We start from the raw sequence: 25,208 nt of genomic DNA, 5'->3' as shown, positions 1-25,208 counted from the left end.
AAGCCTCTATGATAATCGTTCTGTCGCCGGCGAAATCGCTCGACTACGACACCCCGCCGCACGTCAAAAAGCACACGATCCCCGATTTCGTCGATGACGCCGCCGAACTGATCAGCGGCCTGCGCCGTTTGTCGCCGCAACAGATCGCTTCGCTGATGAGCATTTCCGATCAGCTCGCGCACCTCAATTTTCAGCGTTACGCGGACTGGTCGCCGCAATTCGGCATGCACAACGCCAAGCAGGCGGTGCTCGCTTTCAACGGCGACGTGTACGAAGGTTTCGATGCGAAGACGTTGTCGTCGGCCGATCTCGACTATGCGCAGAATCACGTGCGGGTGCTGTCGGGCCTCTACGGCCTGCTGCGTCCGCTCGATCTGCTGCAGCCGTACCGGCTCGAAATGGGCACGCGCTTCGTCAACCCGCGCGGCAAGGATCTGTACGCGTTCTGGGGCGAGCGGATCACGCACGCGTTGAACGCGCAGTTGAAGAAGAATGCGGCCACCTCGCGCGTGCTGGTCAATTGCGCATCGGGCGAATATTTCAAGTCGGTCAAGCCGAAGCTGCTCGACGCGCCGGTCGTCACGCCGGTGTTCGAAGACTGGAAGGGCGGCCGCTACAAAATCATCAGCTTCCATGCAAAACGCGCGCGCGGCTTGATGGCGCGCTTCGCGGTGGAAAATCGCCTCGATCGTCCCGAGCAGTTGAAGGACTTCGAGACCGAAGGCTACGCGTTCTGTGCCGAAGCCTCGAACGACTCCACTTTCGTATTTCGCCGCCGCGTTGCGGAATAAGCGTGCCGCTGCGCTAAAAAGGCAGCGTGAATTCAGGCAGGGAAGACTCCGATGACGTTATCGATTACGAGCAATTTCGACGCAGGCGCAGTTGATGTGTTGTCCTGCGAGGACGCCGGCAATATTCGCCTGCGCGTACGGCCCGACAGCCATGCCGAGTTCGCGCAGTGGTTCTATTTCCGCCTGTCGGGCGCGGCGGGCGAGCGCTGCGTGATGACCTTCGAGAACGCCGCCGCGTGCGCGTTCGCGGAGGGCTGGCGCGACTATCGGGCGGTCGCGAGCTACGACCGCGTGAACTGGTTTCGCGTGCCGACGTCATACGACGGCCGCGTGCTGACGATCGACCATACGCCCGATTTCGACAGCATCTACTACGCGTACTTCGAACCGTACAGCGAGGAGCGTCATGCCGAGTTTCTCGGCGCCGTGCAGCAGATGCCGCACGCGTCGCTGACCGAACTCGGCAAGACGGTCGAAGGCCGGCCGATTTCGCTGCTCACGCTCGGCACGCCGCCCGCCAACGATGCCGCCAACGCCGCGCCCAAAAAGAACATCTGGCTGATTGCCCGGCAGCATCCGGGCGAGACGATGGCCGAATGGTTCATCGAGGGGTTCGTGAAGCGCCTCGCCGGTTGGGGCGATTGGGCGGGCGACCCGGTCGCGCGCAAGCTCTACGATCATGCGGTGTTTCACATCGTGCCGAACATGAATCCGGACGGCAGCGTGCGCGGCAATCTGCGCACCAACGCGGCCGGCGCGAACCTGAATCGCGAATGGATGGAGCCGGATGCCGCGCGCAGTCCCGAGGTGCTGGTGGTGCGCGACGCGATTCATGCGATAGGCTGCGACCTGTTCTTCGATATTCATGGCGACGAGGCATTGCCGTATGTGTTCGTCGCGGGCTCCGAAATGTTGCCGGGCTTCACCGAGCGGCAGGGCCGCGAGCAGACGGCGTTCATCGAGGCGTTCAAGCACGCGAGTCCGGATTTTCAGGACAAGTATGGCTATGCGGCGAGCAAGTATCGCGAGGATGCGTTGAAGCTCGCGTCGAAGTACATCGGCAACGAATTCGGCTGTCTGTCGTTGACGTTGGAAATGCCGTTCAAGGACAACGCAAATCTGCCCGACGAGCGGGTCGGCTGGAACGGCGAGCGCAGCGCATCGCTTGGCGCCGCAATGTTGCAAGCGATCCTGCGACACGTGGAGACGTTCGCCTGAAGAAGCGGACGGATGGACACAAAAAACGAGGCGCGCACGGCAAAAGTGCGTGCCTCGTTTTTTATTGGGGCGACTGATCGGACGATGGCGCGGCTCGATCAGCGCCAGATGTCATTGGCTCTTCTTCTTCGAGCTCTTGTTTGCCGATTTGCTCGACGTCGTGCGCGACGATTGGCCCGAGCCTGTCTTCGACGACTTCTTCGACGTCTTGCCGCCGACCGCGTGCTTGCCTTTGCCGCCTTTGTGCTTGCCCGATCCCGCGCTATGCGCGCGGTTTGGCGGTACCGGATCGTTCCAGCTGAATGCGAGCATCTGCGAGCCGACGTAGCCGCAGCGGAATTTCAGATCGGCCGGCTCGCCCGAGTTGTCCTGGCGCACGCCGACGCCCTCGACGGTGACGATGCTGTCCACCTTGACGCGCTGCTTGCCTTCGTCGAACGAGTCGTTCCATGGCGTGACCGACGAGTGCGCACTGTCGAACGAACTGGACGGGAATTCGACGTGGTCGAAAGCGGTCGACGTGCTCGCGACGAAGTCGCCATGCGCGGCGCAGTCCGCGACGAGCGGATCCGCGTGCATTTCGGTGATAAATCTTTTGACGAGGTCGTTGTGCTGTTCGAGTTGATCAGCGAGTGCGGGAGCCGCGCAGATGAGCGAGAGACTCGCTGCGCAGGCTGCCAACCGGCCGATCACCCGCAGCAACCGGCTCGGTACATTGGTGCGATCCATCTAGTTCTTTAGACGCAAATGGGAGACGAGGCAAATAAGATGCCGCGCGCAAGGGTTGAGTTCAATGTTGCTGCAAATATTCTGCCTTGTCCTGATGGGGGCGCCCGGAAAGTCTCCAGTGACGAGGCGCTGATTATCACAGATGCGCCGCACGCGACGTCAAAGCGCGCATTCTCAGGTGCGCGGGCCGCCCAGACGATAGCGCCGCACGTCGTAGGTGGTCACCCATGCGGGACGGTAGACCGCGATCAGCGCGGTCGCCATGCCAGTGAACCATGCTTCGCCGGTGGCGAGCAGCAGCACGCTGAGCGCGTAGCCGATCGGCACCACGGTCATCGAACCGCCGGACACGACGATATGGATGCCGAGCGCTGCCGCGGCCGTCAACGACACGGCAATGGCGGGCGAAACGAAGCCCTGGCCGAAGATGAACATGAAAAGATTGCGCGGTAGCCACGCGGTGCAGATGCGCTGGAGCAAGGTCGAGATGGCGACGGGCAGGGCTCCGTACACGAGGAACGTCAGCGCGATGCCCTGCCACGGCGCATCGAAGACGACGGCGGCCAGACCCGCGACCACCGCCATCGCGATCAGGGCGAGCCCCCAGTCGAACAGCGTGACGACGAGCGTGGCGCCGAGCAGGTGCATCACGGTGCCGTCGTCGAGCCAGGCGTTGCTCGACCACAGCACCGACACCGCGACGATTATCGCGAGCCAGACATGCTGGAGCGTGCCGTCCTGAAGTCTTTTGAAAGGTTTTTTCCACAGCGCGAGCGCGATCACCATCGCAGTGGCAATCCAGCCACCGACAGCGACCCAAAACGGAAGCGGTGTGTAGAGGAAACCCATGTGTCTCATATTACTCGTTGGACGACAAAAGGTGTGAGCGGATTCCATGCCAGCCCACCCTCGACGCTGCGCGCATGCGGACGTTCCAACCCATGCGCGCGGCGTGCCCCGCGCCCCGCGTCATGCGGAACCCGGCCCGACCGACTTCCGCGCGGGCCGGCCGGGTGGGGCCTCACCGTACGACGTGGCGGGCTCCGCGGCCATCGGTAGCGCGCTGCTGGCGTCGCTGCCCGGCAACGGATACTGGAAGCGCGCACGTGTGCGGCGCCGGAGCGGAACTGGGCCAGGCTGCCCGCGGATGACCGGCCGCGCGCTGTGCTCGCCGTTGTTGCGCAGCACTTGCAAATGATTCGTGAGCCATCCGTTGTAAAGCGCGACCGCGGCGGCGCGATTGGGCGCACCAAGTTGCTGGAATATGCTCGTCAGGTGGATCTTGACCGTACCTTCGCTAATGCCGAGCGTGCGCGCGATCATCTTGTTGGTGCTGCCCATGTGCACGCAGCGCATGATCTGCTCCTGCCGCGGTGACAGCCCGCCCGAGAGTTTGTTGCGGCGGGGCGGCGGACTTTCTTCGTCGAACGTACGGATCGCGGTGTCGGTCGGCAGCGGCGGATCGATCGCCAGCGCGCCGGGCGGCACGTAGTGACCGCCGAGCAGCACCATTTCCAATGCGCGCACGATCAGGCAGGGATCGGTGTCGCGTGGAACAACGCCGAGCACACCTTCGTCCATCAGCGCGCGCACGAGCGCGGGCAAAGTCCCGTCGGTGAGCACGCTGATGCGCAGGTCCGGAAAGTGGCTGAGCAACGCGCGCACCTGCGCAACCGACATCCAGTCCTCCCAGTCGATCACGACGAGATCAGGCCGATAACGCTTGAACGGACGTTCGAGCAGACGCCGTTCATCGGCTTCTGTGAAGCGTGCCAGCCGGTCGATCTGCCGCAGCAAGGCCTTGAGTCCATCACGTCGTTCTGCGTTTGAATTGAGAATCGCGAAGCGCATGCATGTCTCCAGATGTATCGGGCGAAATGGCGCGACGCATCTGTGGGACTCGTGGAGCTGACTCGATCACGGCGATGCGTCACCGTGCCTATGATGACAAATTCCCTTCGTTTTGACGGCTGTCCAAAAGGCATAAGAAATGCGGACAATCAACAAAAAAGCCCCGTGTATACGGGGCTTTTTTGCGATAAGGCAGGGATGACGACTTCGAAATCAATGGAAATGGGGTTGCGCGGGCTCGGCGTCTTCGGGCATTTCCGCGTGGACGATTTCGCCGAGCGGGTCCGCATACAGCGGCACGCCGCAGTCGTCGCAATATTCCGGCTCGAAGCGGCCCGCGTGGCGGCGCACATCCGTGATGCCGGTTTCCTTGAGCAGCGCGACGATTTCCTCGAGCGGTTCATCCGAGCCGGTGATTTCCTCCGGCTCCTCGTCGATGCCCGCCTCGCCGTTTTCGCGGCCGTAGAGTGGCCACACGACACCGTAGATCACGTCGTTGCTGCCCTTGCGCGTGAAGCCGACGCGGTACTCGTCGATGCGCCGTTCGCCGAAGCCGGCGACCACCGCGCGCAGATCCTGCGGCGCCGCGCCAATAGTGTCGAAAAGATAACGCACGGCGGTACGCACGGTGTGCGGACGCACACTTTCATCGGCGTCGCGGCACGCCGAGTAGTACGCATCCGGCAGCAGACATTCGAATTCGCAGCCCGGCAGCACGACCGACAGATTCGCGCCGCCTTGGGTGGCCCATTGTTCGAGACATTGGCCGCGCTCGATGCGAGCGCCGTGCTCTTCTTCCTGCCAGCGGAACGTCGCGTCGCCGACGGGAGCGGCGACTACGGCGAGCAGAAAGCGCGGGTCCGCCAGAATCGGCGAGGTCTCCGGCAGTTCGCCGAAATTGAGCTTCGCGTTGCCGCCGCTGACCGCGGCTTGCGCAAGTTGCTGGGCGATGCGCCACGTTTCGACGTGATGGCGCGGCAACTGGTCGATGCTGAACAGGAACGGAGCCATTGCCACGCGCGTGTTGGCGGCGAGCACGTGCGCTTGCAGGTGTGCGCGCAGGGCGTCGGCGGCGTCGGACTTGAGCGGGCCGGACGGAATCACGTAGCGGGTCCAGGCGAGCACAGGCGCGGCGATCAGCAGCGCTTCATAAGACACGCCTTCATATTCGATCACGAACGATTCGCTGTGCGTTTCCGCCATGTCGGCCAGCGCGCCGTAGGCATCCGGATGGTTTTGCTGCAGATGGTCGAGCGCGGCGTCTAGCGTAGTCTGGTTGGCGTTGCGCACGACTTTGGCCAGCAGCGCGTCGAGCTTCGCTTCCCAGAAGCGATCTTCGGTACGGCTGCCCGAGGCGAAAAGCGCGAGCGAGAGACCGACGAGCTTGTCGGCGTCGGGAGGGAGACGTTTGGTGATTCGCGAGCGCATAAATCCAGAAAAATTGGGGGCACGGAACCTTATATTCTAGTCTTTTCCAGGCAGCTATATGGATTGGCCAGCAATCTCCGGGCAATTTGGGCGCTTTCATCTCAAAAAATGCGGTCGCCACCGGCACAGTCGCAAGCGACTCGCAACACCCTGGCGGGATGGTATAAGACACCCCGGACGCCCAACTCGCTTCTATACTGACGGCGTTCAGCGGGCGCCTGACGGGCGTGTGTCATGTCATTGCCACGGTCTGGTGCAATAGGAGATTCATCGTGAAATCTGACCAACTGATCGAGCGACTTGCCGCGGTATTCGCATTGATTGTGCTCGTGGGTGGGTCGTTGCTGGTGCTGGCGCCATTTACGACCGCGCTGCTGTGGGGCGCCATCCTCAGCTACAGTTCCTGGGGACTCTACCGGCGACTCACCGGCGTGGTCGGCGGGCGGCGCAAGCTGGCCGCGACCTTGATCGTGCTGATTATTCTGGTCGTGGTGCTCGGGCCGTTCGTCTATGCGGGTTTCGCGTTCGGCGCGCATGTTCACGACATCGTTGCGCTGGTGCAAAGACTTTTCGAGTCGGGGTTGCCCGATTTGCCGCCGTGGGTGCAGCGGATCCCGCTGGTTGGTTCGAGCATCGAGGCCTTTTGGGAGCGCTTGACCAGCAGCAATTCCGAGTTGATCGCGCAATTGCACACGCTCGCCGCGCCGGCTGGGAAGTGGATTCTGGCGGCGGCGCTTGCGGTGACGCATGGGCTGGGGCTGCTGGCGTTGAGCATCGTGCTCGCGTTCTTCTTTTATACCGGTGGCGAGGGGGCGGCCGCCTGGCTGAACGCCGGCATGCGTCGAGTAGCCGGTGAGCGCGCCGGGTATCTGCTGGCGCTGGCGGGCAGCACGGTGAAGGGGGTGGTCTACGGGATTCTTGGTACGGCCCTCGTACAGGCGGTTCTCGCGGGATTCGGTTTCTGGATGGCGGGCGTACCGGCGCCGGCGTTGCTCGGGCTCGTGACTTTTTTTCTGTCGGTGGTGCCGGGCGGTCCGGTCATTGTCTGGTTGCCGGCAGCGATCTGGCTGTATCAGGGCGGGTCGACTGGATGGGCGATTTTTGTGGTCATATGGGGCCTGCTGGTAGTCGGCATGGCCGACAACGTCATCAAGCCGATCCTGATTGGCAAAAACAGTGACATGCCGTTGATTCTGGTGATGCTCGGCATCCTCGGCGGCGCGTTTGCGTTTGGTTTTCTTGGTGTTTTCATCGGCCCGACGTTGCTGGCGGTCGCTTATACCGTGCTGCATGATTGGACGATCGGCGCATGCGCCGCCCAGACGCTGGCGCCCGAAGTGAAAACCCCATCGATAGACGATCCGGGCCGTATGGGAAAGATCCCCTAAGGAAAACCCCAGGATTTCGCTTGCAAGTTCGGGCTGCGGCGACTGGAATTCCGGTCTTTCGCGCTCCGGACGCCGGGGTGCGGAGAAGCGGGAAGCCTTTGATGGCGTGGGCTTCGGCGGCGTGGGCAGGTTAGGCGAGTGATAAAAACCTGTTGACGATCCGGTGGAAGTTCTCCATAATCCCGTTTCTCTGCTGCAGACGCAGCGACGCAAACGAAGCGGTGCCGGGTAGTGGTGGGTCAGGCGCGGCGGGTTTGGCGGACCGATCTTTAAAAACTAACAGTCGATAAGTGTGGGCGCTTGATGCGGAATGCGGCGGCGGATTCTCCGGAGTCTGCTGTCAGGCAGAAGTATCAGAAGCCTCACACAGTATTAGAGGAAGGTTTGTCTGTCGAAAGACGGATCAATCATCGTCAGTACGTTGAGTGAGCGACCGGGTTCGAGAGAGCCCGAACACAGTAACAGGTTTGAACTGAAGAGTTTGATCCTGGCTCAGATTGAACGCTGGCGGCATGCCTTACACATGCAAGTCGAACGGCAGCACGGACTTCGGTCTGGTGGCGAGTGGCGAACGGGTGAGTAATACATCGGAACGTGTCCTGGAGTGGGGGATAGCCCGGCGAAAGCCGGATTAATACCGCATACGCTCGGGAGAGGAAAGCGGGGGATCTTTCGGGACCTCGCGCTCAAGGGGCGGCCGATGGCAGATTAGGTAGTTGGTGGGGTAAAGGCCTACCAAGCCGACGATCTGTAGCTGGTCTGAGAGGACGACCAGCCACACTGGGACTGAGACACGGCCCAGACTCCTACGGGAGGCAGCAGTGGGGAATTTTGGACAATGGGCGCAAGCCTGATCCAGCAATGCCGCGTGTGTGAAGAAGGCCTTCGGGTTGTAAAGCACTTTTGTCCGGAAAGAAAACCTCGTGGCTAATATCCGTGAGGGATGACGGTACCGGAAGAATAAGCACCGGCTAACTACGTGCCAGCAGCCGCGGTAATACGTAGGGTGCGAGCGTTAATCGGAATTACTGGGCGTAAAGCGTGCGCAGGCGGTGCTGTAAGACCGATGTGAAATCCCCGGGCTTAACCTGGGAACTGCATTGGTGACTGCAGCGCTGGAGTATGGCAGAGGGGGGTGGAATTCCACGTGTAGCAGTGAAATGCGTAGAGATGTGGAGGAACACCGATGGCGAAGGCAGCCCCCTGGGCCAATACTGACGCTCATGCACGAAAGCGTGGGGAGCAAACAGGATTAGATACCCTGGTAGTCCACGCCCTAAACGATGTCAACTGGTTGTCGGGCCTTCATTGGCTTGGTAACGTAGCTAACGCGTGAAGTTGACCGCCTGGGGAGTACGGTCGCAAGATTAAAACTCAAAGGAATTGACGGGGACCCGCACAAGCGGTGGATGATGTGGATTAATTCGATGCAACGCGAAAAACCTTACCTACCCTTGACATGTATGGAATCCTGCCGAGAGGCGGGAGTGCCCGAAAGGGAGCCATAACACAGGTGCTGCATGGCTGTCGTCAGCTCGTGTCGTGAGATGTTGGGTTAAGTCCCGCAACGAGCGCAACCCTTGTCCCTAGTTGCTACGCAAGAGCACTCCAGGGAGACTGCCGGTGACAAACCGGAGGAAGGTGGGGATGACGTCAAGTCCTCATGGCCCTTATGGGTAGGGCTTCACACGTCATACAATGGTCGGAACAGAGGGTTGCCAAGCCGCGAGGTGGAGCCAATCCCAGAAAACCGATCGTAGTCCGGATCGCACTCTGCAACTCGGGTGCGTGAAGCTGGAATCGCTAGTAATCGCGGATCAGCATGCCGCGGTGAATACGTTCCCGGGTCTTGTACACACCGCCCGTCACACCATGGGAGTGGGTTTTACCAGAAGTGGCTAGTCTAACCGCAAGGAGGACGGTCACCACGGTAGGATTCATGACTGGGGTGAAGTCGTAACAAGGTAGCCGTATCGGAAGGTGCGGCTGGATCACCTCCTTTCCAGAGCTGTGCATTCATCGCACTCAAGTGCTCACGCTTATCGGCTGTGGTTAGAAGAAACGCAGGCAGGCTCAGGGGTCTGTAGCTCAGCCGGTTAGAGCACCGTCTTGATAAGGCGGGGGTCGATGGTTCGAATCCATCCAGACCCACCAGTGTCTTGTCTGGTGAGCTGAAGGGCTGGGGCCGCTGGAATATCTGTGAGACTGGGGGATTAGCTCAGCTGGGAGAGCACCTGCTTTGCAAGCAGGGGGTCGTCGGTTCGATCCCGTCATCCTCCACCAATCCTCAATGCCAAGGGTTCAGCACGAAGTGATGCTGAGTACTTTGCATTGGCGATTGAGCCAGTCAGAGCGGTATGAGGCACAGGCTTCATACCGGCTGCCGTTCTTTAACAATCAGGAAGAAGTAGTAAAGAGATTCACGAAAGGCACCTGGAGATGGGTGCGGAGTAGGTGAATCAGGGTTGTGATTGTATCGATGTATTTTAAAGGTGATCGAGAGATCGCTTTGGAATACGGCGCAACACGAATACTCAACCTGTAGCGAGTGCGTCTATCCCCTGCGGGGATGGGACCCACGTAAGCGCTAAAGCGCTAGCGTGGGTCGACACAGAGACACACCCGTTATAGGGTCAAGCGAACAAGTGCATGTGGTGGATGCCTTGGCGATCACAGGCGATGAAGGACGCGGTAGCCTGCGAAAAGCTCCGGGGAGCTGGCAAACGAGCATTGATCCGGAGATGTCCGAATGGGGAAACCCACTCCTAATGGAGTATCCGTAGCTGAATCCATAGGCTGCGTGAGGCGAACGCGGTGAACTGAAACATCTAAGTAACCGCAGGAAAAGAAATCAACCGAGATTCCCAGAGTAGTGGCGAGCGAAATGGGATCAGCCGGTACACGTTATCTGTATTGTTAGTCGAACGCTCTGGAAAGTGCGGCCATAGCAGGTGATAGCCCTGTAGACGAAAACAGCATGGAAGAACTGGGTGTACGAGAAGTAGGGCGGGACACGTGAAATCCTGTCTGAAGATGGGGGGACCATCCTCCAAGGCTAAATACTCGTGATCGACCGATAGTGAACCAGTACCGTGAGGGAAAGGCGAAAAGAACCCCGGGAGGGGAGTGAAACAGATCCTGAAACCGCATGCATACAAACAGTCGGAGCCTCTGCGAAGGGGTGACGGCGTACCTTTTGTATAATGGGTCAGCGACTTACATTCAGTGGCGAGCTTAACCGATTAGGGCAGGCGTAGCGAAAGCGAGTCCGAACAGGGCGTCCAGTCGCTGGGTGTAGACCCGAAACCAGGTGATCTATCCATGGCCAGGTTGAAGGCACGGTAACACGTGCTGGAGGACCGAACCCACTAACGTTGAAAAGTTAGGGGATGAGCTGTGGATAGGGGTGAAAGGCTAAACAAACCTGGAAATAGCTGGTTCTCTCCGAAAACTATTTAGGTAGTGCCTCGTGTATCACCTTCGGGGGTAGAGCACTGTCATGGTTGTGGGGTCCATTGCGGATTACTACGCCATAGCAAACTCCGAATACCGAAGAGTGCAATCACGGGAGACAGACATCGGGTGCTAACGTCCGGTGTCAAGAGGGAAACAACCCAGACCGCCAGCTAAGGTCCCCAAATATGGCTAAGTGGGAAACGAAGTGGGAAGGCTAAAACAGTCAGGAGGTTGGCTTAGAAGCAGCCACCCTTTAAAGAAAGCGTAATAGCTCACTGATCGAGTCGTCCTGCGCGGAAGATGTAACGGGGCTAAGCCATATACCGAAGCTGCGGATGCACAGTAATGTGCATGGTAGGAGAGCGTTCCGTAAGCCTGCGAAGGTGCACTGGAAAGTGTGCTGGAGGTATCGGAAGTGCGAATGCTGACATGAGTAGCGATAAAGGGGGTGAAAGGCCCCCTCGCCGTAAGCCCAAGGTTTCCTACGCAACGTTCATCGGCGTAGGGTGAGTCGGCCCCTAAGGCGAGGCAGAAATGCGTAGCTGATGGGAAGCAGATTAATATTTCTGCACCATTGTGAAATGCGATGGGGGGACGGATCGCGGAAGGTTGTCCGGGTGTTGGAAGTCCCGGTCCTTGCATTGGAGAAGGCGCTTTGGCAAATCCGGGCGCAGAATTCAAGGGTGCGAGGCGAGCCACTTCGGTGGCGAAGCAACTGGAAGGGGTTCCAGGAAAAGCCTCTAAGCTTCAGTTTCACAGTGACCGTACCGCAAACCGACACAGGTGGGCGAGATGAGTATTCTAAGGCGCTTGAGAGAACTCGGGAGAAGGAACTCGGCAAATTGGTACCGTAACTTCGGGATAAGGTACGCCCTCATAGCCTGACTGGCCTGCGCCAGAAGGGTGAAAGGGTTGCAATAAACTGGTGGCTGCGACTGTTTAATAAAAACACAGCACTCTGCAAACACGAAAGTGGACGTATAGGGTGTGACGCCTGCCCGGTGCCGGAAGATTAAATGATGGGGTGCAAGCTCCTGATTGAAGTCCCGGTAAACGGCGGCCGTAACTATAACGGTCCTAAGGTAGCGAAATTCCTTGTCGGGTAAGTTCCGACCTGCACGAATGGCGTAACGATGGCCACACTGTCTCCTCCCGAGACTCAGCGAAGTTGAAGTGTTTGTGATGATGCAATCTCCCCGCGGCTAGACGGAAAGACCCCATGAACCTTTACTGCAGCTTTGCATTGGACTTTGAACCGGTCTGTGTAGGATAGGTGGGAGGCTATGAAGTTGGGACGCCAGTCTCAATGGAGCCGTCCTTGAAATACCACCCTGATCTGTTTGAGGTTCTAACCTTGGCCCGTGATCCGGGTCGGGGACAGTGCATGGTAGGCAGTTTGACTGGGGCGGTCTCCTCCCAAAGTGTAACGGAGGAGTACGAAGGTACGCTAGGTACGGTCGGAAATCGTGCTGATAGTGCAATGGCATAAGCGTGCTTGACTGTGAGACTGACAAGTCGAACAGGTGCGAAAGCAGGTCATAGTGATCCGGTGGTTCTGTATGGAAGGGCCATCGCTCAACGGATAAAAGGTACTCTGGGGATAACAGGCTGATACCGCCCAAGAGTTCATATCGACGGCGGTGTTTGGCACCTCGATGTCGGCTCATCTCATCCTGGGGCTGTAGCCGGTCCCAAGGGTATGGCTGTTCGCCATTTAAAGAGGTACGTGAGCTGGGTTTAAAACGTCGTGAGACAGTTTGGTCCCTATCTGCCGTGGGCGCTGGATATTTGAAGGGGGCTGCTCCTAGTACGAGAGGACCGGAGTGGACGAACCTCTGGTGTACCGGTTGTCACGCCAGTGGCATCGCCGGGTAGCTATGTTCGGAAGAGATAACCGCTGAAAGCATCTAAGCGGGAAACTCGCCTTAAGATGAGATATCCCCGGGGCTTCGAGCCCCTTGAAGGGTCGTTCAAGACCAGGACGTTGATAGGTCAGGTGTGCACGTACAGTAATGTACTGAGCTAACTGATACTAATTGCCCGTAAGGCTTGATCCTATAACAGGTGTGTCTCGACCCGCGTGAGTGCTTCAGCACTTACGCGGGTCCGATCCCCGAAGGGGATTTGTGTGACCTCCCGCGGGAGCTCACAGAAACGCACGGTTGGGATTCAGTGTTGTGCCAGAAACAACACAACCCCCACACTCGAATCCTTTACGCTTCTTCCCGATTGGCTGTGGCGCAACCGGTTGACTCCAGCCCTGCGACGCAGCAACCCGTCATGCCTGATGACCATAGCGAGTCGGTCCCACCCCTTCCCATCCCGAACAGGACCGTGAAACGACTCCACGCCGATGATAGTGCGGATTGCCCGTGTGAAAGTAGGTAATCGTCAGGCTCCCCTCCAGTCAGAAACCCCACCCGCCGCGGTGGGGTTTTTGCGTTTACCGCGGCCCAAATCAACAGCAACATGCTCGACCGAGCACGAACAACAAGCGTGGTCGGACGCCGTTGCCAGCCACTGCCAAAAGTAGCCTGTTGATCGACGCGTTTTTGCGCATACGACCTGCGCACAAACAAGCGTCTAGCTCGTCCCGAGCGCTGCTCGGTGGCGTTCCCGCGCTCGACGCTAGCCTCCCGCACGTATCTAAGGACACAAGGACTCTCTTACTATATCGGATAGTCTTATGCGTATCAGTAAGCCAAATCACTACGTGGAAAGGGCGGTTTCAAGGTCGAAGCGCAATGGCGGGTTTAATTGTAGTGGTCAAGTTATTTCGGACAGGCTGATAGGTTCTTTTACTGTCGGTTTTGCCTCGTAGGCAACGGGCGACGAATAGCCCAAAGTCGAATGCAAGCGTACTGCGTTGTAAAAACCGACGATGTACTGGTTGATGTCGCGCCGTGCTTCATCGTGGTTGGCGTACTGACCGGTGAAAGACGATCAACAGGTTCAGCAGAAACTCGCCGCCCTGAAGTCCCTGCTCATCAAGTTGCCTATACACCGATTGCTGCTCGATGCTCTTGACCGGCACGTAACGCATGTTCGGCCCCGCGACTGCCTCGCAGATTGCCTCAGCATCCGCCGCGTCATTCTTGTTCGTCTTGACGTACGGTTTGACAAACTGCGGTGCAATCAGTCGGACCATATGGCCCATGGCCTGCAGCTTGCGAGCCCCAATAGTGCGCAGGCGGGGAGGTTGGCTGTGGCGCGACAATCTGGATGAGAGACGCGCGACAATCAAGTTGAGAATGTCGCGGTAGGGATGATGATGCCGACGTTGATTGACGCTGGCAAGCGTTTATTGATTGACGCGCGCGACAATCAAGCTGATGGTTGCTCTTCGGTCGTTTAGGATTGCTGTGTGACGCGTGACGCTGCAGGTATTCTGGCCGCGCGACAATCAGGATAAGAATGTGGTGGCGTGCGTGATGACGCCGATGTTGATTGACGCCGGCGAGCTTTGCCTGCCAGCCGCGCGTCAATCTGGATGAGAACAGCGCGTCAGTCGGTGAGGTCGATGCCGTAACGCGTGATGATCGCCTTGAGCACGCGCTTTACGCTCTCGCGTTTGATCTCGATGAGCATCGTCGAAGTGCAACTGGATTCCAGTGCAGCCAGTGCGTCACCGAGCAGGGCCAGCAAAGTAACGCGTGACGCGATGGCTTCCTCGCCAATGGCGTCAATCACGGTCCGTTTGCGCCGCAAACGATACGCGCGTTGCCGTTGCGCTCCCGTGAGTGCGCGGGGCGTCGCCATCGCACTGTCAGATGTGTCGTCACCCGTTACGCCCGTGGGCTGCGAATTGCCCGTCATTGCTGATCCTCCTGTTTCGGCGGCACGCCGACGTTCTTTGGTGTCGCTATGCTGGCCGGGCGTCCCGGTCCCTGTTGCTTGCGCTGCAGGGCGGTACGGCGACGGTAGCTTTCGACGTTCTGAAGTTGACCCGCAAAAACGGACATCTATCCTTTGGAGAAGGAGGTGCCGATTATGGCCAAGCATCGTACCCCGTACCCGGCGGAATTTCGGGCGCAAATGGTCGGGCTGGTGAAGGCCGGACGCAGGCCGGAGGAACTGGAAAAGGAGTTCGAGCCGACTGCACAGACCATCTACAACTGGGTGGCGCAGGCTGATCGCGACACAGGTGTGCGGCATGACGGTCTGACCACAGCCGAACGCCAGGAGCTCACACGGTTGCGTCGCGAAGTCCGGCAACTGAAGATGGAGCGCGACATACTCTCTCACGCGGCAGCCTGGTTCGCGAGGGAGACGGGATCCATTCCACCGAAGGGCGGTACGGATTCATGAAAGCGAACCGGGCCCGCTGGCCCATTGCGATGATGGCGCGGCTGCTCGGCGTCTCGACGAGCGGCTATTACACGTGGCTGGTGCGGGAGCCCGCGATGCGCACGCGTAGCGATGCGCAACTGCTCGCGCATATCCGCACGCTCCATGCAAGCTCGCGCGGCACGTATGGGGCACCGCGTATTCATGCGCAACTCGCGCGCGAAGGCGTACACGTGGGGCGCAAGCGGGTGGCGCGCCTCATGCGTATGGCGGGTCTGTGCGGGGCAAGCCGGCGGCGCTGGCCGCGCACCACACGGCCACGCGCAGGCGCCCGGCGTGCGCCTGATCTGGTGCGCCGGCACTTCAGTGCCGAGGCGACAAACGTGCTGTGGGTCGCAGACGCGACCTATGTACCCACCGGTGAAGGATTCCTCTATCTGGCGGTTGTGCTGGATGTATTCAGCCGTCGCGTCGTCGGCTGGGCGATGTCCAACCATCTGTACACCGAACTGATGCTACGCGCCCTGGACATGGCGTTGCAGCAGCGACGCCATGACGGTGTGATTCTACATTCCGATCAAGGCTGCCCAATACACCTCCATTGCCTTCGGGCGGCGCTGCCGAGAAGCCGGCGTACAACCGTCGATGGGAACCACCGGCGACGCTTATGACAACGCGATGTGCGAGTCATTCTTCGGCACGCTCGAAGCCGAACTGCTCTGTCGCGAACACTTCGCGACCCACGAACAGGCAAGGCGGCGTCGGTTCTCGTTTCTGGAGAGCTGGTACAACATACGCCGCCTCCACAGCAGCATCGGCCACTGTTCGCCGCTCGAATTCGAAAACCTGCATGCGCAAAATCAAAGCTTATCGTCGCGCGGGTTGCCCACCGCCGGGCAGCGTCGTGGTCTTGACAGGCGACCCGCCGCCCGGCCGTGGACAACCTGCGATTTGATCTTATCGGGAGGTGCCACACCGCATTAAACTCAACTGCAAATCTATCCGTCGAACCGGGTCAACCTCAGACCTTGTCCCATTCGCCGAACGGCTGGTTGGCCGTTATGCAAAGAGAACGGTGCTCATACCTGGCGCTGATGAGCTCGAACAGCACCGACGTCTCGGCCTGATCCTTGCTGACGTATGCGAAATCGTCCAGGATGACTAAATCGAAGCGATCCAGCCGGTTGATGGCGGACTCCAGAGCGAGCTCGCGGCGCGCGACCTGCAACCGCTGCACGAGGTCGGTCGTGCGAGCGAAGAGGACCTTCCAGCCCTTCTCCAGCAGGCTCAGTCCAATCGCCGACGACAAGTGTGATTTGCCACCCCCACTGGGCCCCAGAAGAATCAGGTTGGTGCCGTTACGCAACCAGCCGTCGCCAGCGCAAAGCGCCGAGATGTGTGCCCTGGACACCATCGGCACTGCATCGAAATCGAAGTTCTCCAGCGTCTTGCCCGGCAATAGCCTGGCGTCCTTGAGGTGACGCTCGATCCGGCGTCGATCACGCCCGGCGATCTCGTGTTCGGTCAGCGCCATCAGCAGGCGCGCTGCCGGCCAGCCTTCCGTGTCGGACCGCTCGGCAAAGCTGGACCAGATCTGCTTGATGGCCGGCAGCCGCAGATCGTTGAGCAGCAGCGACAGATCCTATGAGCGAGGGGCGTCGACGAACTGATACTTAAAATCAGCGTGTCAAGTCCCGTTCAAAGGAGGAGCATCATGCGCACGAATCAGACGTTCACGGCGGGTGGCGAAGAACTGGTATTGGCGATGTCACTCGAGCTCGCCGCAGCAACCTGGAAGGTCGCGCTGCACGACGGCCGACGCGAGAAGCCCGCCGTGTACGCGGTCGCGCAGCCACAGGCCGCCGCCCGCCTGCAGGCGGTGCTGGACCTGATCGAACGGCACAAGGAGAAGTGGTCGCTGCCCGCGGGCGTGCGCATCGTCGTCAGCTACGAGGCCGGCCAGGACGCGTTCTGGATCTGTCGCGCGCTGCAGGCGCACGGCATCGAGTGCTACGTCGTCGATCCGGCGAGCATTCCGGTCGAACGCCACAAGCGGCGCGCGAAAACTGACCGGCTCGATGCCATCAAGCTTGTGATGAATCTGCGCGCGTGGCTACGCGGCGAGCGCGATCGCATGCACGTGGTCCACGTGCCGTCGCCACAGGACGAGGCGTCGCGCCAGCTGATGCGCGATCGCGGCCAGTTGCAGAAGGAAGTGCTGCAGCACCGCGACCGCATGCGCAAACTGTTGGCCACGCTCGGCTGCTGGGATGAGGTCGACCACCGGGCCTTCGCTGGCCGGCTCGCCCGTAACGAGGTGAAGTGCCACGACGGCACGCCGCTGCCGCCCGAGCTGCGTGAGCGGCTGCTGCGCGAGTGCGAACGACTGGCGCTGGCGCAGCAGCAACTCGCAACGCTGGAGAAGACGCGTAAGGCGAGCGTGTCGCCTCCTGCGCGCGAACGAAGCGATGCCCTCGCGCGCCTGAAGGGGATTGGCGAAGTGGGTGCGTCGCGCCTCGCCCTCGAGCTGTTCTGGCGGGAGTTCAGCAACCGCCGCCAGGTGGGCGCCTGCGTCGGACTGGTGCCGCAGCCCTACGACAGCGGCCAGAGCCATACCGATCAGGGCATCAGCAGACAGGGTAACCGGAGGGTACGCGCGTTACTGGTTGAGATGGCGTGAACCTGGCTGCGCTATCAGCCCGGCAGTGCACTGACGCAGTGGTTCGACCAGCGCACCCAAGGCACCGGCGCCAACCGCCGCGCGCGCCGCATCGCGATCGTCGCGGTGGCGCGACGTCTGGCGATTGCGCTATGGCGCTACCTGAAGGACGGCATCATCCCTGAAGGCGCGCAGCTGAAGTCAGTGTGACCAGCGAGATATCGTAATAAGGCAATCATGCAACCCCGCGAAGCCAATGTATGACGGTTTGAAGTGGACATGCCCGCCCACCCGCCGGGTTACCGACGTAGCCGCTTTGACAGATGGGGCATGCTCCCCGGGACAAGGTTCCGGCGTAATGCGCATGCAGGATGAGGCTGGCAAAGTGCCAGCGGATAGAAGGTAGTCGGACGTCAGGTCCGACGCGCGCGACGAGCGGCTTCAGACCAAGGACGCAGACCGGCTTGCATGCTGACGAGCGCAATAACCCGCGCTCACCAGCCTTCGCCAGCATTCCGAACCCTTCGCCGCGTCAAGGGTCCGCTGGCGCCAGGCTGAAGCCCGCCCTTGACCCGATTACGCGCCTCCGCACGCACGTGGAGGCGCAGAAGGACCTGACCGATGATTCATGAGACTGTTCGCGAAAGACGTTGACAACTTCCTGCTCATAGAAGACTGTTCGCGAAAGACGTTGACAACTTCCTGCTCATAGAAGACTGTTCGCGAAAGACGTTGACAACTTCCTGCTCATAGAAGGCGGGTGGCATCGATGTCGTGACTCATGCTGCCACCTCCGTTGCCATGTCAAGCAGAGCTTCATAGTCGCTCAGCGGTGCGAGCTGGACGTTCACCTCCGGCATGGCGCTCGCGGGCTTCGCTTCGAAACGCGAACACAGTGCGTCCAGATCGGGTAACTGCCCATCGTCCAGGCACTGCTGCAGCGCCTGGGCCAGTTGCGCTTCGCAGTTGTGCTCGTGGGCCAGGCTGAGCAATTCAGCCATGGTCCTGCATGCCTGGCGCTCCGGCAGTTGCTCGAGCAGGCGATCGAAGGTCAGGCGATAGGCCTCGCGCGGAAAGATCTGATCGCGGTAGACAAGGTTGAGCAGCGCCATGGGCTTGCGGCGCAACGCATGGATGACGTGCCGGTAGTTGATGACGTGGCCGTGCTTGCCATTGGGACCCGCACGGCCGCGCTGCAGTGTCATCAGGGCCGTACTGCCCAGAAACAGCTCCAGCCGGTCGTCGTACAGGCGCACGCGGAGGTGATGACCGATCAGCCGTGACGGGACGGTATAGAACACCTTGCGCAGGACGAAGCCGCAGCTGGTCGTGACGTACACGCGCGTTTCCTCGTAGTCGCACGTACGCTGGGCCGGAAGCGGCTGAAGCAGTGCCCGCTCGGCCTCAATGCGTTTGCCATTACGTGCGTTGATACGACCGACGATCTCGTCGATAAAGCGGCGATAGGAATCGAGATCGTCGAAGTCGTGACTGCCGCGCAGAAGCAACGCATCACGCACTGCGTTCTTGAGGTGGCCGTGAGGGCTCTCGATGGAGCCGTTCTCGTGGGCAACGCCACGGTTGTTGCGCGTAGGGTGCATGCCGTAGTGAGCACACAGCGCCTCGTAACGCGTGGTCAGATCCTCGCGCGCCTCGGCTTCGAGATTGCGGAACGCCGCCGACAGGCTGTCGCTGCGGTGCTCGCGCGGCACGCCTCCGAGTGCCCAGATGGCGTTCTGCAGCCCCTCAGCCAGCGCGACATAGCTCTCGCCGCCGAGAATGACGTGAGCGTGTTCAAAGCCCGAGCAGGCCAGCCGAAAGTGATACAGGCGATGGTCCAGCACGACGCCCGCCACGGTGACGCCCAGACTGTCCATCTCGGTGAAGTCGGATAACCCGAGACGACCGGGTTCGTGTACCTGACGGAACATGACGTCACGTTCCTCGCCATGGAGTGCGCGCCAGTCGCGAATACGTCGCTCGAGTGTGCGACGCACGTTGCCCGGGAGCTCGGGATGGCGCCGAAGCATCTCGTCCAGTACGGCTATTGGACGGATACCGCGAGCGGACTGGAGCAGTGGCACAATCTCGGCGTCAAAGATCGCGGCCAGGGGATCGGCACGGCGACGCCCGCGCGGGGCCTTCTTCTGCGATGGCAATCGCGGATCCTCTTCGATGCGATAGCCCGTGGCGGCGCTGAAACCAGCGCGTGCCGCCGCCTGGGGCGGCCTCTCCTTGAGTCTGTACTTCATGTAGAGCCTCATCTGATGGTCGTTGACGTGTCGGCCGGGCAACTCAGCCTCCCTTCGCTACATGGAAGTGCTGTTCATACCCGATTTACCGCGACCACCGACAAGGCACCCCGACGACGGGGAGCTCCTCGGCGCGGCGTTGCGGCAGCGGTTCCGGGCTACGCCCCCCACCACTGCCGCAACGCCAGTACTCTCATCCTGATTGACGCGCTGCTCTCATCTTGTTTGACGCGCGGCAGGTTGGCGAAGAAGCCCGCAACGTGATTTCGCTTGAGCACTTTCTTCAGCACCGTTCGACCATGCTCATTTACACCATGGACGGCAAAAACGTTCTTCGCCAGATCGATGCCAACTGTCGTAATCTTCATGATGGGCGCTCCCCTCGGTCAGGTGGTTGCTTCGACACATCCACTTTGGCACATTGATGCCGCTTCGGGTGGGGGCGTCCATCCCATTAGTCTTGACGCTAGCTCGTTCGACGGCAGCGACCACTTCTGCTTGTGCTGCGCGATGAGTTCGAGAACGGCCTGCAGTCGCAAGTTCGCCTGTGGCGCGCTGACCGTGTGGACCGCCGGCTTCTCCCTGAATCCGTCGTGAAGCGCGACCTTCCACTGGGCGGCAGACAGTTCAAGCGACACTGCCAGGATGACGCTCTCAGCATGTGGTCCGGTAACGTGATTTGCGTCCGTGATGACCTCCGTTGAGCAAACCTTGGCACGGTCAATCTTACGACTCGGGCCTTGACGACTCTCACGCTACATAGCTTCCGAAGGCCGCCAATCGTCCCCGGTGTTCCGGAAGAAACGATGATGGGCTATAACACAGGCGGCAGCGCGTGATGACCGGAAGATCACTGGTGCGCGCATGCGACGTCCCCGGACGCCGTGTGGCGAGTCCGGTACATAGCATGGTCCGGGAATCGTCGGTGACATTGGTGAGCGGCGCGAGCTGCATCCCGTTTGAGAGATCGAGTCGATTCAGACGCTTCCCCCTGGTGCTGCCCTGAACCAACCAGCCAGAAGCAGGCCATGGCCATGCGCAAGCGGGAAGACGATGAGGTGTATCCGAACGCCGCCGGGATCGATGTGGGCCCGTCCAGCCACTGGGTGGCCAGTCCCCCGGACGGCCGACGACCAGCCGGTGCGCGAGTTCGGCACGATGACCGGTGACCTGCACGCGATGGCCGACTGGCTGCTCACGTGCGGCGTCGATACCGTGGCACTGGAATCCACCGGCGTCTACTGGATCCCGGTGTATGAGGTGCTCGAGCGGCGCGGGCTGACAGTCTGGCTTGTCGATGCGCGGCAGATGAAGTACGTGCCGGGGCGCAGGCGGCGCGCGTCAAGCAAGTTGTCGCCTCACTCATGCAGCCAGAGGCTGTTTATTTGCGCTGATCGACGCCATCTCGACGACTGAGTCGCGTTCGGGGTTAAGCGTCACGGCACCAACCGGTGTCCAGTTGCGCGTGTGAAGCGACCAGCGGGCCGGATTGCACGCGCGCGCCTTCGCGTACAGTGCGTGACGTGCCACGAGAAGCGCACGATCGTCACCGGCATGACGCTGCGCAGGCGTCACGTAGCGGATGCCGCTATGACGATGCTCGAAGTTGTACCACTGCACGAAGCCGGCAGCCCAGGTGCGAGCAGCGTTCAGGTCCTCGAAGCCTGTGACCGGAAACTCCGGCCGGTACTTCGCGGTTCGGAACAGCGCCTCGGCGTAGGCGTTGTCGTCGCTGACCCGGGGGCGCGAGTACGACGGCTTGACACCCAGCCAGTGGAGCATCGCCAGCACGGTCGTGGCCTTGAGCGTCGCACCGTTATCGCCGTGCAGCACCGGCCGGGTCTCAGGGACGGCAATGCCTTCGGAGAGCGCCGTACGACGCACGAGATGAGCAGCGTGTTCGGCCGCGTCGCTGTCGTGCACCTCCCAGCCGACAATCTTGCGGCTGTACAGGTCCAGGATCATGTACAGGTGGAACCATCGCCCTGTTACCGTTGCCGGCAGATAGGTCATGTCCCAGCACCACACCTGGCGCGGCGCCGTTGCGACGTGCGTGGTCGGCGGCCGGGCGCTCGAAGGCGTTCTGGCACGACCACGGCGCGTCATCTGCCCATGCTCGCGCAGCACGCGCGCAAAGGTCGATTCGCTGGCGATGTACACGCCTTCGTCGGCCAGCATCGGCACGATGCGCGCCGGTGGCATGTCGGCAAAGCGCGGCTCGCTGGCTACGCGCAGCACGTTCGCCCGCTCCTGCGGGCTCAGGGCGTGCGCGGGCAGCGGGCGCGTCGCGCCGGGCCTGGCGTCACCCTTGACGAGCCCCTCATGGGCCTTCCAGCGCTGCAGGGTACGCACGTCGATCCCGGCCACCTCGCAGGCCAGGCGCAACCGTGCGCCAGCCAGTCTTGCCGAATCGATTTCCCGGGCCAGGAACTGGCGATCTTCGAGGCCGATCATTCGTCCTCGCCCTTGTCCGTGTTGAAGATCGCCCCGAGTTTTTTTGAAAGAACCAGCAATGCGGCTGCCTCGGCCAGTGCTTTCTCCTTGCGCCGCAGTTCGCGTTCCAGTTCCTTGATGCGACGCTGGTCCTGCTTCGTTTGCTGTGGACTCGCACGGGCCTCTTCGGGCTCGGCCAGCGCCTGCGTGGCCGCTTGCCGCCACTGCGCCAGTTCCTGCGGATACACGCCATGCTCGCGGCACCACGCATTGCGGGCCGTCTCGTCCATCGCTGCCGTGCTCAACACCGCTTCGAAACGCGCGGCCGCTGTCCATGCCCGCTCGCGAGCGGGCCTGGACAGCGCATCACTGCGCCAGCGCTCCAGCGTCTGCGCGCCCACACCGATCTCTCGCGCAACCTCTTCCACTGATGCGCTCTCCGGCGGCAACAACCGCGCCACCGCTCTGTCCTTGAATGTCTTTCCGTAACGCGTCAACTTGTTCTCTCTTTATCGCCCCCAGATTCCAATTTTATCCAGGCGACAACCATTGTGACGCGGGGGCAGGAGCGACGTACAAGACTGCCAGTGGCTGCAGAAGCTCATGAGTCTCGGACTGCTGCGTGCGGCCTGGCGCCCCGCTGGCGAGGTCTGCGTGGTGCGCGCGGTGGTGCGGCAGCGCGAGCTGCTGCTCACCGAACAAGGTAGCTGGGTGCAGCGCATGCAGAAGGCACTGCTGCAGATGAACCTCCAGCTCACCGACGTACTCACGGACGTGATGGGTACGACCGGACAGGGGATCATCCGCGCGATCGTGGCCGGCGAACGCGACCCGAAGGTGCTCGCGCGTTTCCGCCACAGTCTCGTCAAGGCCAGTACCGAAGACATCATCAGGGCGCTGACCGGCAACTGGCGCGAGGAGCACCTGTTCGTGCTCGCGCAGGCGCTCGCAATGTTCGACAGTCTCGCCGAGCGCATCCTCGAGTGCGATGCGAAGACCGGGGCGCTGTTGGTCCCCCTGGGGCGTCACGACGTCCAGCTGGCCGGGCCGGACAAGAAACGCCAGAAGAACGCCCCCGGTTCGACGCGCGTACCGCGCTCGCGCGCTGGGCGGGCGTGGGCCTGACGCGCATCAACGGCCTGTCCGTGGCCACCGTGATGACGATCCTCTCCGAGATCGGCCCGGATCTGAGCCGCTTTGCCAGCGTCAAGCACTTCTGTTCGTGGCTGCGCCTGTGCCCCGCCACGAACAGAAGTGCTTGACGCTGGCTTCCGGCAAACGACCCTCCGCCAACCGCGCCCGGCAGGCGCTGAAAATGGCAGCCATGAGCCTGTCGCGCAGCGACTCGGCGCTCGGCGCGTTCTACCGCCGGCTGTGCTCACGCATGGACAAGCCGCGCGCCAATACCGCGGTCGCCCACAAGCTTGCCCGCATGGTGTACTTCATGCTCACGCGCGGCGAAGCCTTCGTCGACCAGGGGCAGCAGCGCTATGAGGAACAGCAGCGCCAGCGCAGCATCGCAGCCCTCAGGCGACGTGCTTCCGCCCTCGGATTCCAGCTCCGGCCAAACGCGGATTGTTCGCCGGGTCGCTGCGCGCTGGCCAACGAACTCAACGGTCACGAACCCCACGCATATCTGAAAGACATCGGGACACGGCCTCCCACCCACAGGGCAAGCGACATCGCCGCATTGCTGCCACATAACTGGCAACCTCTTACCGCTGTCGCCTGATTCACCGTTCGTCAACGGGGGTTTGCCAGCCGCTTACCGCACGCACGCAAGGCGCCGGATCATACGGAAGTTGCCTGTCCCTGCCACGGAAACGCGGCCAGCACCTCCCGGATCGCCATATCGAAAGGCGTGCGTCGACCGATTCCGAGTACCTCTAAACGGCTCGATGCCAGATGACAGTTGTGCGGGCGCGGCGTCGCGTCGGTGGGTGTGCGCTGGGGCGTCAGACGCGCGTCGAGTTGCAACGCTTCTGCCAGACGCACGGCGATCTCGTACTTGTTCATCGGTTCGTCGCCCGACCATTGCACGATGCCAGAGACCGTTTCGCCGCGCGCGTGCCGCTCGAGCATCTGTCGGATCACGAAAGCGACATCGGGCGTGAACGTAGGATAGCGGATCGCCCAAGCGTCCATCCTGGCAGCCTGGGCCCCCGGCGCCGCCGCCGCTGCAATCGCCGGCACGAGGCTAGTCACGGCCGATTCCGACCAACTGACGATCGGACCATATAGCAGCGGCAGACGCAGCACGCATCCGCCCTCGGCCGTGTCGGTCAGCGCTCGCTCGCCTTCGAGCTTGCTCTGTCCGTACGCGTTCAGTGGCGCAGGTGTGCTGTCGTGACGATAGGGCGGGTGCGTGCCGTCGAACACGTAGTCGGTCGAGATCGACAGTGTCCACGCGCCGTGTCGGTTCGCCGCCCCGGCGATCATTCGCACGGCATCGACGTTCAGCGCGCGAGCAAGCGCCGGATCGCGCTCGCATACATCGGGATGGCGCTCCGCCGCGGCAATCACGACGGCATCCGGCGCTACGCGGTCGATGAAACGCTCGACCGCGACGCTATCGCGAACATCCAACGCGACCATTCGCGGAGACGTTCGGCTATATGCGGTGGAGACGGTCTGCCAGCCGGTCTGGCGCGCGAGTTCGTCGTTGAGCGCGCGGCCGAGCAATCCGGAACCACCTATTACGGCAACCTTGAACATG

Annotated in this window: 13 protein-coding genes, 2 tRNA genes, 3 rRNA genes and 8 pseudogenes; 14 read left to right on the top strand and 12 right to left on the bottom strand. The window is 61.2% G+C overall.

All coding sequences use genetic code 11. The features are described from left to right. Nucleotides 1–8: 8 nt before the first annotated feature. A complete protein-coding gene (gene yaaA, locus OKW39_RS05755; protein ID WP_429346865.1) occupies nucleotides 9–791 on the top strand; it encodes a peroxide stress protein YaaA in 783 nt (260 codons plus the stop codon). 51 nt (nucleotides 792–842) lie between these two features. Continuing rightward, nucleotides 843–2,009 carry a M14 family metallopeptidase gene (locus OKW39_RS05750; RefSeq protein WP_090803809.1) on the top strand — a complete coding sequence of 389 codons (1,167 nt, stop codon included), beginning with the start codon at nucleotides 843–845 and terminating at the stop codon, nucleotides 2,007–2,009. Between the two features lie 111 nt (nucleotides 2,010–2,120). Here the strand turns inward: OKW39_RS05750 and OKW39_RS05745 are convergent, their stop codons facing one another. From OKW39_RS05745 to OKW39_RS05730, 4 genes are all read right to left on the bottom strand, one after another. Then, complete coding sequence (locus tag OKW39_RS05745) at nucleotides 2,121–2,738, bottom strand: BspC domain-containing protein (RefSeq protein ID WP_429336051.1); 618 nt, start codon at nucleotides 2,736–2,738, stop codon at nucleotides 2,121–2,123. Between the two features lie 174 nt (nucleotides 2,739–2,912). Then, nucleotides 2,913–3,587 carry an energy-coupling factor ABC transporter permease gene (locus OKW39_RS05740; RefSeq protein ID WP_184028785.1) on the bottom strand — a complete coding sequence of 225 codons (675 nt, stop codon included), beginning with the start codon at nucleotides 3,585–3,587 and terminating at the stop codon, nucleotides 2,913–2,915. A gap of 120 nt (nucleotides 3,588–3,707) precedes the next feature. Continuing rightward, entirely contained in the window at nucleotides 3,708–4,589 is an 882-nt protein-coding gene (locus tag OKW39_RS05735) for a LuxR C-terminal-related transcriptional regulator (RefSeq protein ID WP_429562256.1), read from the bottom strand. A gap of 213 nt (nucleotides 4,590–4,802) precedes the next feature. Then, nucleotides 4,803–6,017, bottom strand: a complete 1,215-nt coding sequence (locus OKW39_RS05730) for a DUF2863 family protein (RefSeq protein WP_429336052.1) — start codon at nucleotides 6,015–6,017, stop codon at nucleotides 4,803–4,805. Nucleotides 6,018–6,289: 272 nt separating this feature from the next. On the opposite strand from OKW39_RS05730, the gene OKW39_RS05725 reads away from it, so the two are divergent. From OKW39_RS05725 to rrf, 6 genes are all read left to right on the top strand, one after another. Next, nucleotides 6,290–7,405, top strand: a complete 1,116-nt coding sequence (locus OKW39_RS05725; RefSeq protein ID WP_429361817.1) for an AI-2E family transporter — start codon at nucleotides 6,290–6,292, stop codon at nucleotides 7,403–7,405. A gap of 469 nt (nucleotides 7,406–7,874) precedes the next feature. Then, a 16S ribosomal RNA gene (locus tag OKW39_RS05720) occupies nucleotides 7,875–9,407 on the top strand. A 75-nt stretch (nucleotides 9,408–9,482) separates the two neighbouring features. Then, a tRNA-Ile gene (locus OKW39_RS05715) sits at nucleotides 9,483–9,559 on the top strand. A gap of 53 nt (nucleotides 9,560–9,612) precedes the next feature. Continuing rightward, a tRNA-Ala gene (locus OKW39_RS05710) sits at nucleotides 9,613–9,688 on the top strand. A gap of 348 nt (nucleotides 9,689–10,036) precedes the next feature. Further along, nucleotides 10,037–12,918: ribosomal RNA gene (locus OKW39_RS05705) — 23S ribosomal RNA — on the top strand. 226 nt (nucleotides 12,919–13,144) lie between these two features. After that, nucleotides 13,145–13,258 (top strand): 5S ribosomal RNA (gene rrf / locus OKW39_RS05700). The 16S, 23S and 5S rRNA genes sit together here with 2 tRNA genes alongside, the layout of an rRNA operon. Before the next feature lie 369 nt (nucleotides 13,259–13,627). On the opposite strand, the gene OKW39_RS05695 is transcribed toward rrf, so the two are convergent. Together OKW39_RS05695 and OKW39_RS05690 are read right to left on the bottom strand one after the other, a co-directional pair. Next, nucleotides 13,628–13,744, bottom strand: a complete 117-nt coding sequence (locus tag OKW39_RS05695; RefSeq protein WP_429563459.1) for a hypothetical protein — start codon at nucleotides 13,742–13,744, stop codon at nucleotides 13,628–13,630. Between the two features lie 118 nt (nucleotides 13,745–13,862). Next, nucleotides 13,863–14,049: pseudogene (locus OKW39_RS05690) on the bottom strand (IS110 family transposase); the annotation flags it as partial. Nucleotides 14,050–14,232: 183 nt separating this feature from the next. On the opposite strand from OKW39_RS05690, the gene OKW39_RS05685 reads away from it, so the two are divergent. After that, nucleotides 14,233–14,355 (top strand): hypothetical protein, encoded by a 123-nt coding sequence (locus OKW39_RS05685; RefSeq protein WP_429563511.1) that lies wholly within the window; start codon nucleotides 14,233–14,235, stop codon nucleotides 14,353–14,355. A gap of 10 nt (nucleotides 14,356–14,365) precedes the next feature. Here OKW39_RS05685 and OKW39_RS05680 read toward each other — a convergent pair whose 3' ends face one another. Further along, entirely contained in the window at nucleotides 14,366–14,551 is a 186-nt protein-coding gene (locus OKW39_RS05680) for a hypothetical protein (protein WP_429562255.1), read from the bottom strand. A 300-nt stretch (nucleotides 14,552–14,851) separates the two neighbouring features. Here OKW39_RS05680 and OKW39_RS05675 point away from each other — a divergent pair. Next, nucleotides 14,852–16,000 (top strand): annotated as a pseudogene (locus tag OKW39_RS05675) (IS3 family transposase); the annotation flags it as partial. A gap of 172 nt (nucleotides 16,001–16,172) precedes the next feature. Here the strand turns inward: OKW39_RS05675 and istB are convergent. After that, nucleotides 16,173–16,787 (bottom strand): annotated as a pseudogene (istB, locus tag OKW39_RS05670) (IS21-like element helper ATPase IstB); the annotation flags it as partial. Nucleotides 16,788–16,862: 75 nt separating this feature from the next. On the opposite strand from istB, the pseudogene OKW39_RS05665 reads away from it, so the two are divergent. Further along, a pseudogene (locus tag OKW39_RS05665) lies at nucleotides 16,863–18,017 on the top strand (IS110 family transposase). A gap of 569 nt (nucleotides 18,018–18,586) precedes the next feature. Here OKW39_RS05665 and istA read toward each other — a convergent pair. Together istA and OKW39_RS05655 are read right to left on the bottom strand one after the other, a co-directional pair. After that, on the bottom strand, nucleotides 18,587–20,101 hold the full coding sequence (istA, locus tag OKW39_RS05660) for an IS21 family transposase (protein ID WP_429361813.1): 1,515 nt from the start codon (nucleotides 20,099–20,101) through the stop codon (nucleotides 18,587–18,589). A gap of 191 nt (nucleotides 20,102–20,292) precedes the next feature. After that, nucleotides 20,293–20,427, bottom strand: a pseudogene (locus tag OKW39_RS05655) (IS110 family transposase); the annotation flags it as partial. Nucleotides 20,428–21,120: 693 nt separating this feature from the next. Between OKW39_RS05655 and OKW39_RS05650 the strand changes: the two are divergent. Then, nucleotides 21,121–21,391: pseudogene (locus OKW39_RS05650) on the top strand (IS110 family transposase); the annotation flags it as partial. Between the two features lie 30 nt (nucleotides 21,392–21,421). Here OKW39_RS05650 and OKW39_RS05645 read toward each other — a convergent pair. Next, nucleotides 21,422–22,989 (bottom strand): IS3 family transposase gene (locus OKW39_RS05645; RefSeq protein WP_429562254.1). Its coding sequence is split into 2 segments (ribosomal slippage): nucleotides 21,422–22,551 and nucleotides 22,551–22,989, totalling 1,569 coding nucleotides; the frame shifts between segments, so codons are not numbered across the junction. Nucleotides 22,990–23,050: 61 nt separating this feature from the next. Between OKW39_RS05645 and OKW39_RS05640 the strand changes: the two are divergent. Beyond that, a pseudogene (locus OKW39_RS05640) lies at nucleotides 23,051–24,062 on the top strand (IS110 family transposase); the annotation flags it as partial. Nucleotides 24,063–24,067: 5 nt separating this feature from the next. Continuing rightward, nucleotides 24,068–24,224 (top strand): annotated as a pseudogene (locus OKW39_RS05635) (transposase domain-containing protein); the annotation flags it as partial. A 59-nt stretch (nucleotides 24,225–24,283) separates the two neighbouring features. Here the strand turns inward: OKW39_RS05635 and OKW39_RS05630 are convergent. Beyond that, the gene (locus OKW39_RS05630) at nucleotides 24,284–25,207 is read right to left on the bottom strand and encodes a dTDP-4-dehydrorhamnose reductase family protein (protein WP_090803822.1); all 924 of its coding nucleotides are present in this window, start codon (nucleotides 25,205–25,207) and stop codon (nucleotides 24,284–24,286) included. Nucleotide 25,208: the final 1 nt, after the last annotated feature.

Source organism: Paraburkholderia sp. MM6662-R1, assembly GCF_050436245.1.
Taxonomy (GTDB): Bacteria; Pseudomonadota; Gammaproteobacteria; order Burkholderiales; family Burkholderiaceae; genus Paraburkholderia; species Paraburkholderia tuberum.
This window is presented reverse-complemented; position numbering and strand designations above follow the sequence as displayed.

Excerpts from the sequence above, each read along its gene's own strand:
- yaaA (WP_429346865.1), top strand. The coding sequence starts at position 9 with ATGATAATCGTTCTGTCGCCGGCGAAATCGCTCGACTACGACACCCCG.
- OKW39_RS05730 (WP_429336052.1), bottom strand. The coding sequence starts at position 6,017 with ATGCGCTCGCGAATCACCAAACGTCTCCCTCCCGACGCCGACAAGCTC.
- OKW39_RS05740 (WP_184028785.1), bottom strand. The coding sequence starts at position 3,587 with ATGGGTTTCCTCTACACACCGCTTCCGTTTTGGGTCGCTGTCGGTGGC.
- OKW39_RS05630 (WP_090803822.1), bottom strand. The coding sequence starts at position 25,207 with ATGTTCAAGGTTGCCGTAATAGGTGGTTCCGGATTGCTCGGCCGCGCG.
- OKW39_RS05735 (WP_429562256.1), bottom strand. The coding sequence starts at position 4,589 with ATGCGCTTCGCGATTCTCAATTCAAACGCAGAACGACGTGATGGACTC.
- OKW39_RS05750 (WP_090803809.1), top strand. The coding sequence starts at position 843 with ATGACGTTATCGATTACGAGCAATTTCGACGCAGGCGCAGTTGATGTG.
- OKW39_RS05745 (WP_429336051.1), bottom strand. The coding sequence starts at position 2,738 with ATGGATCGCACCAATGTACCGAGCCGGTTGCTGCGGGTGATCGGCCGG.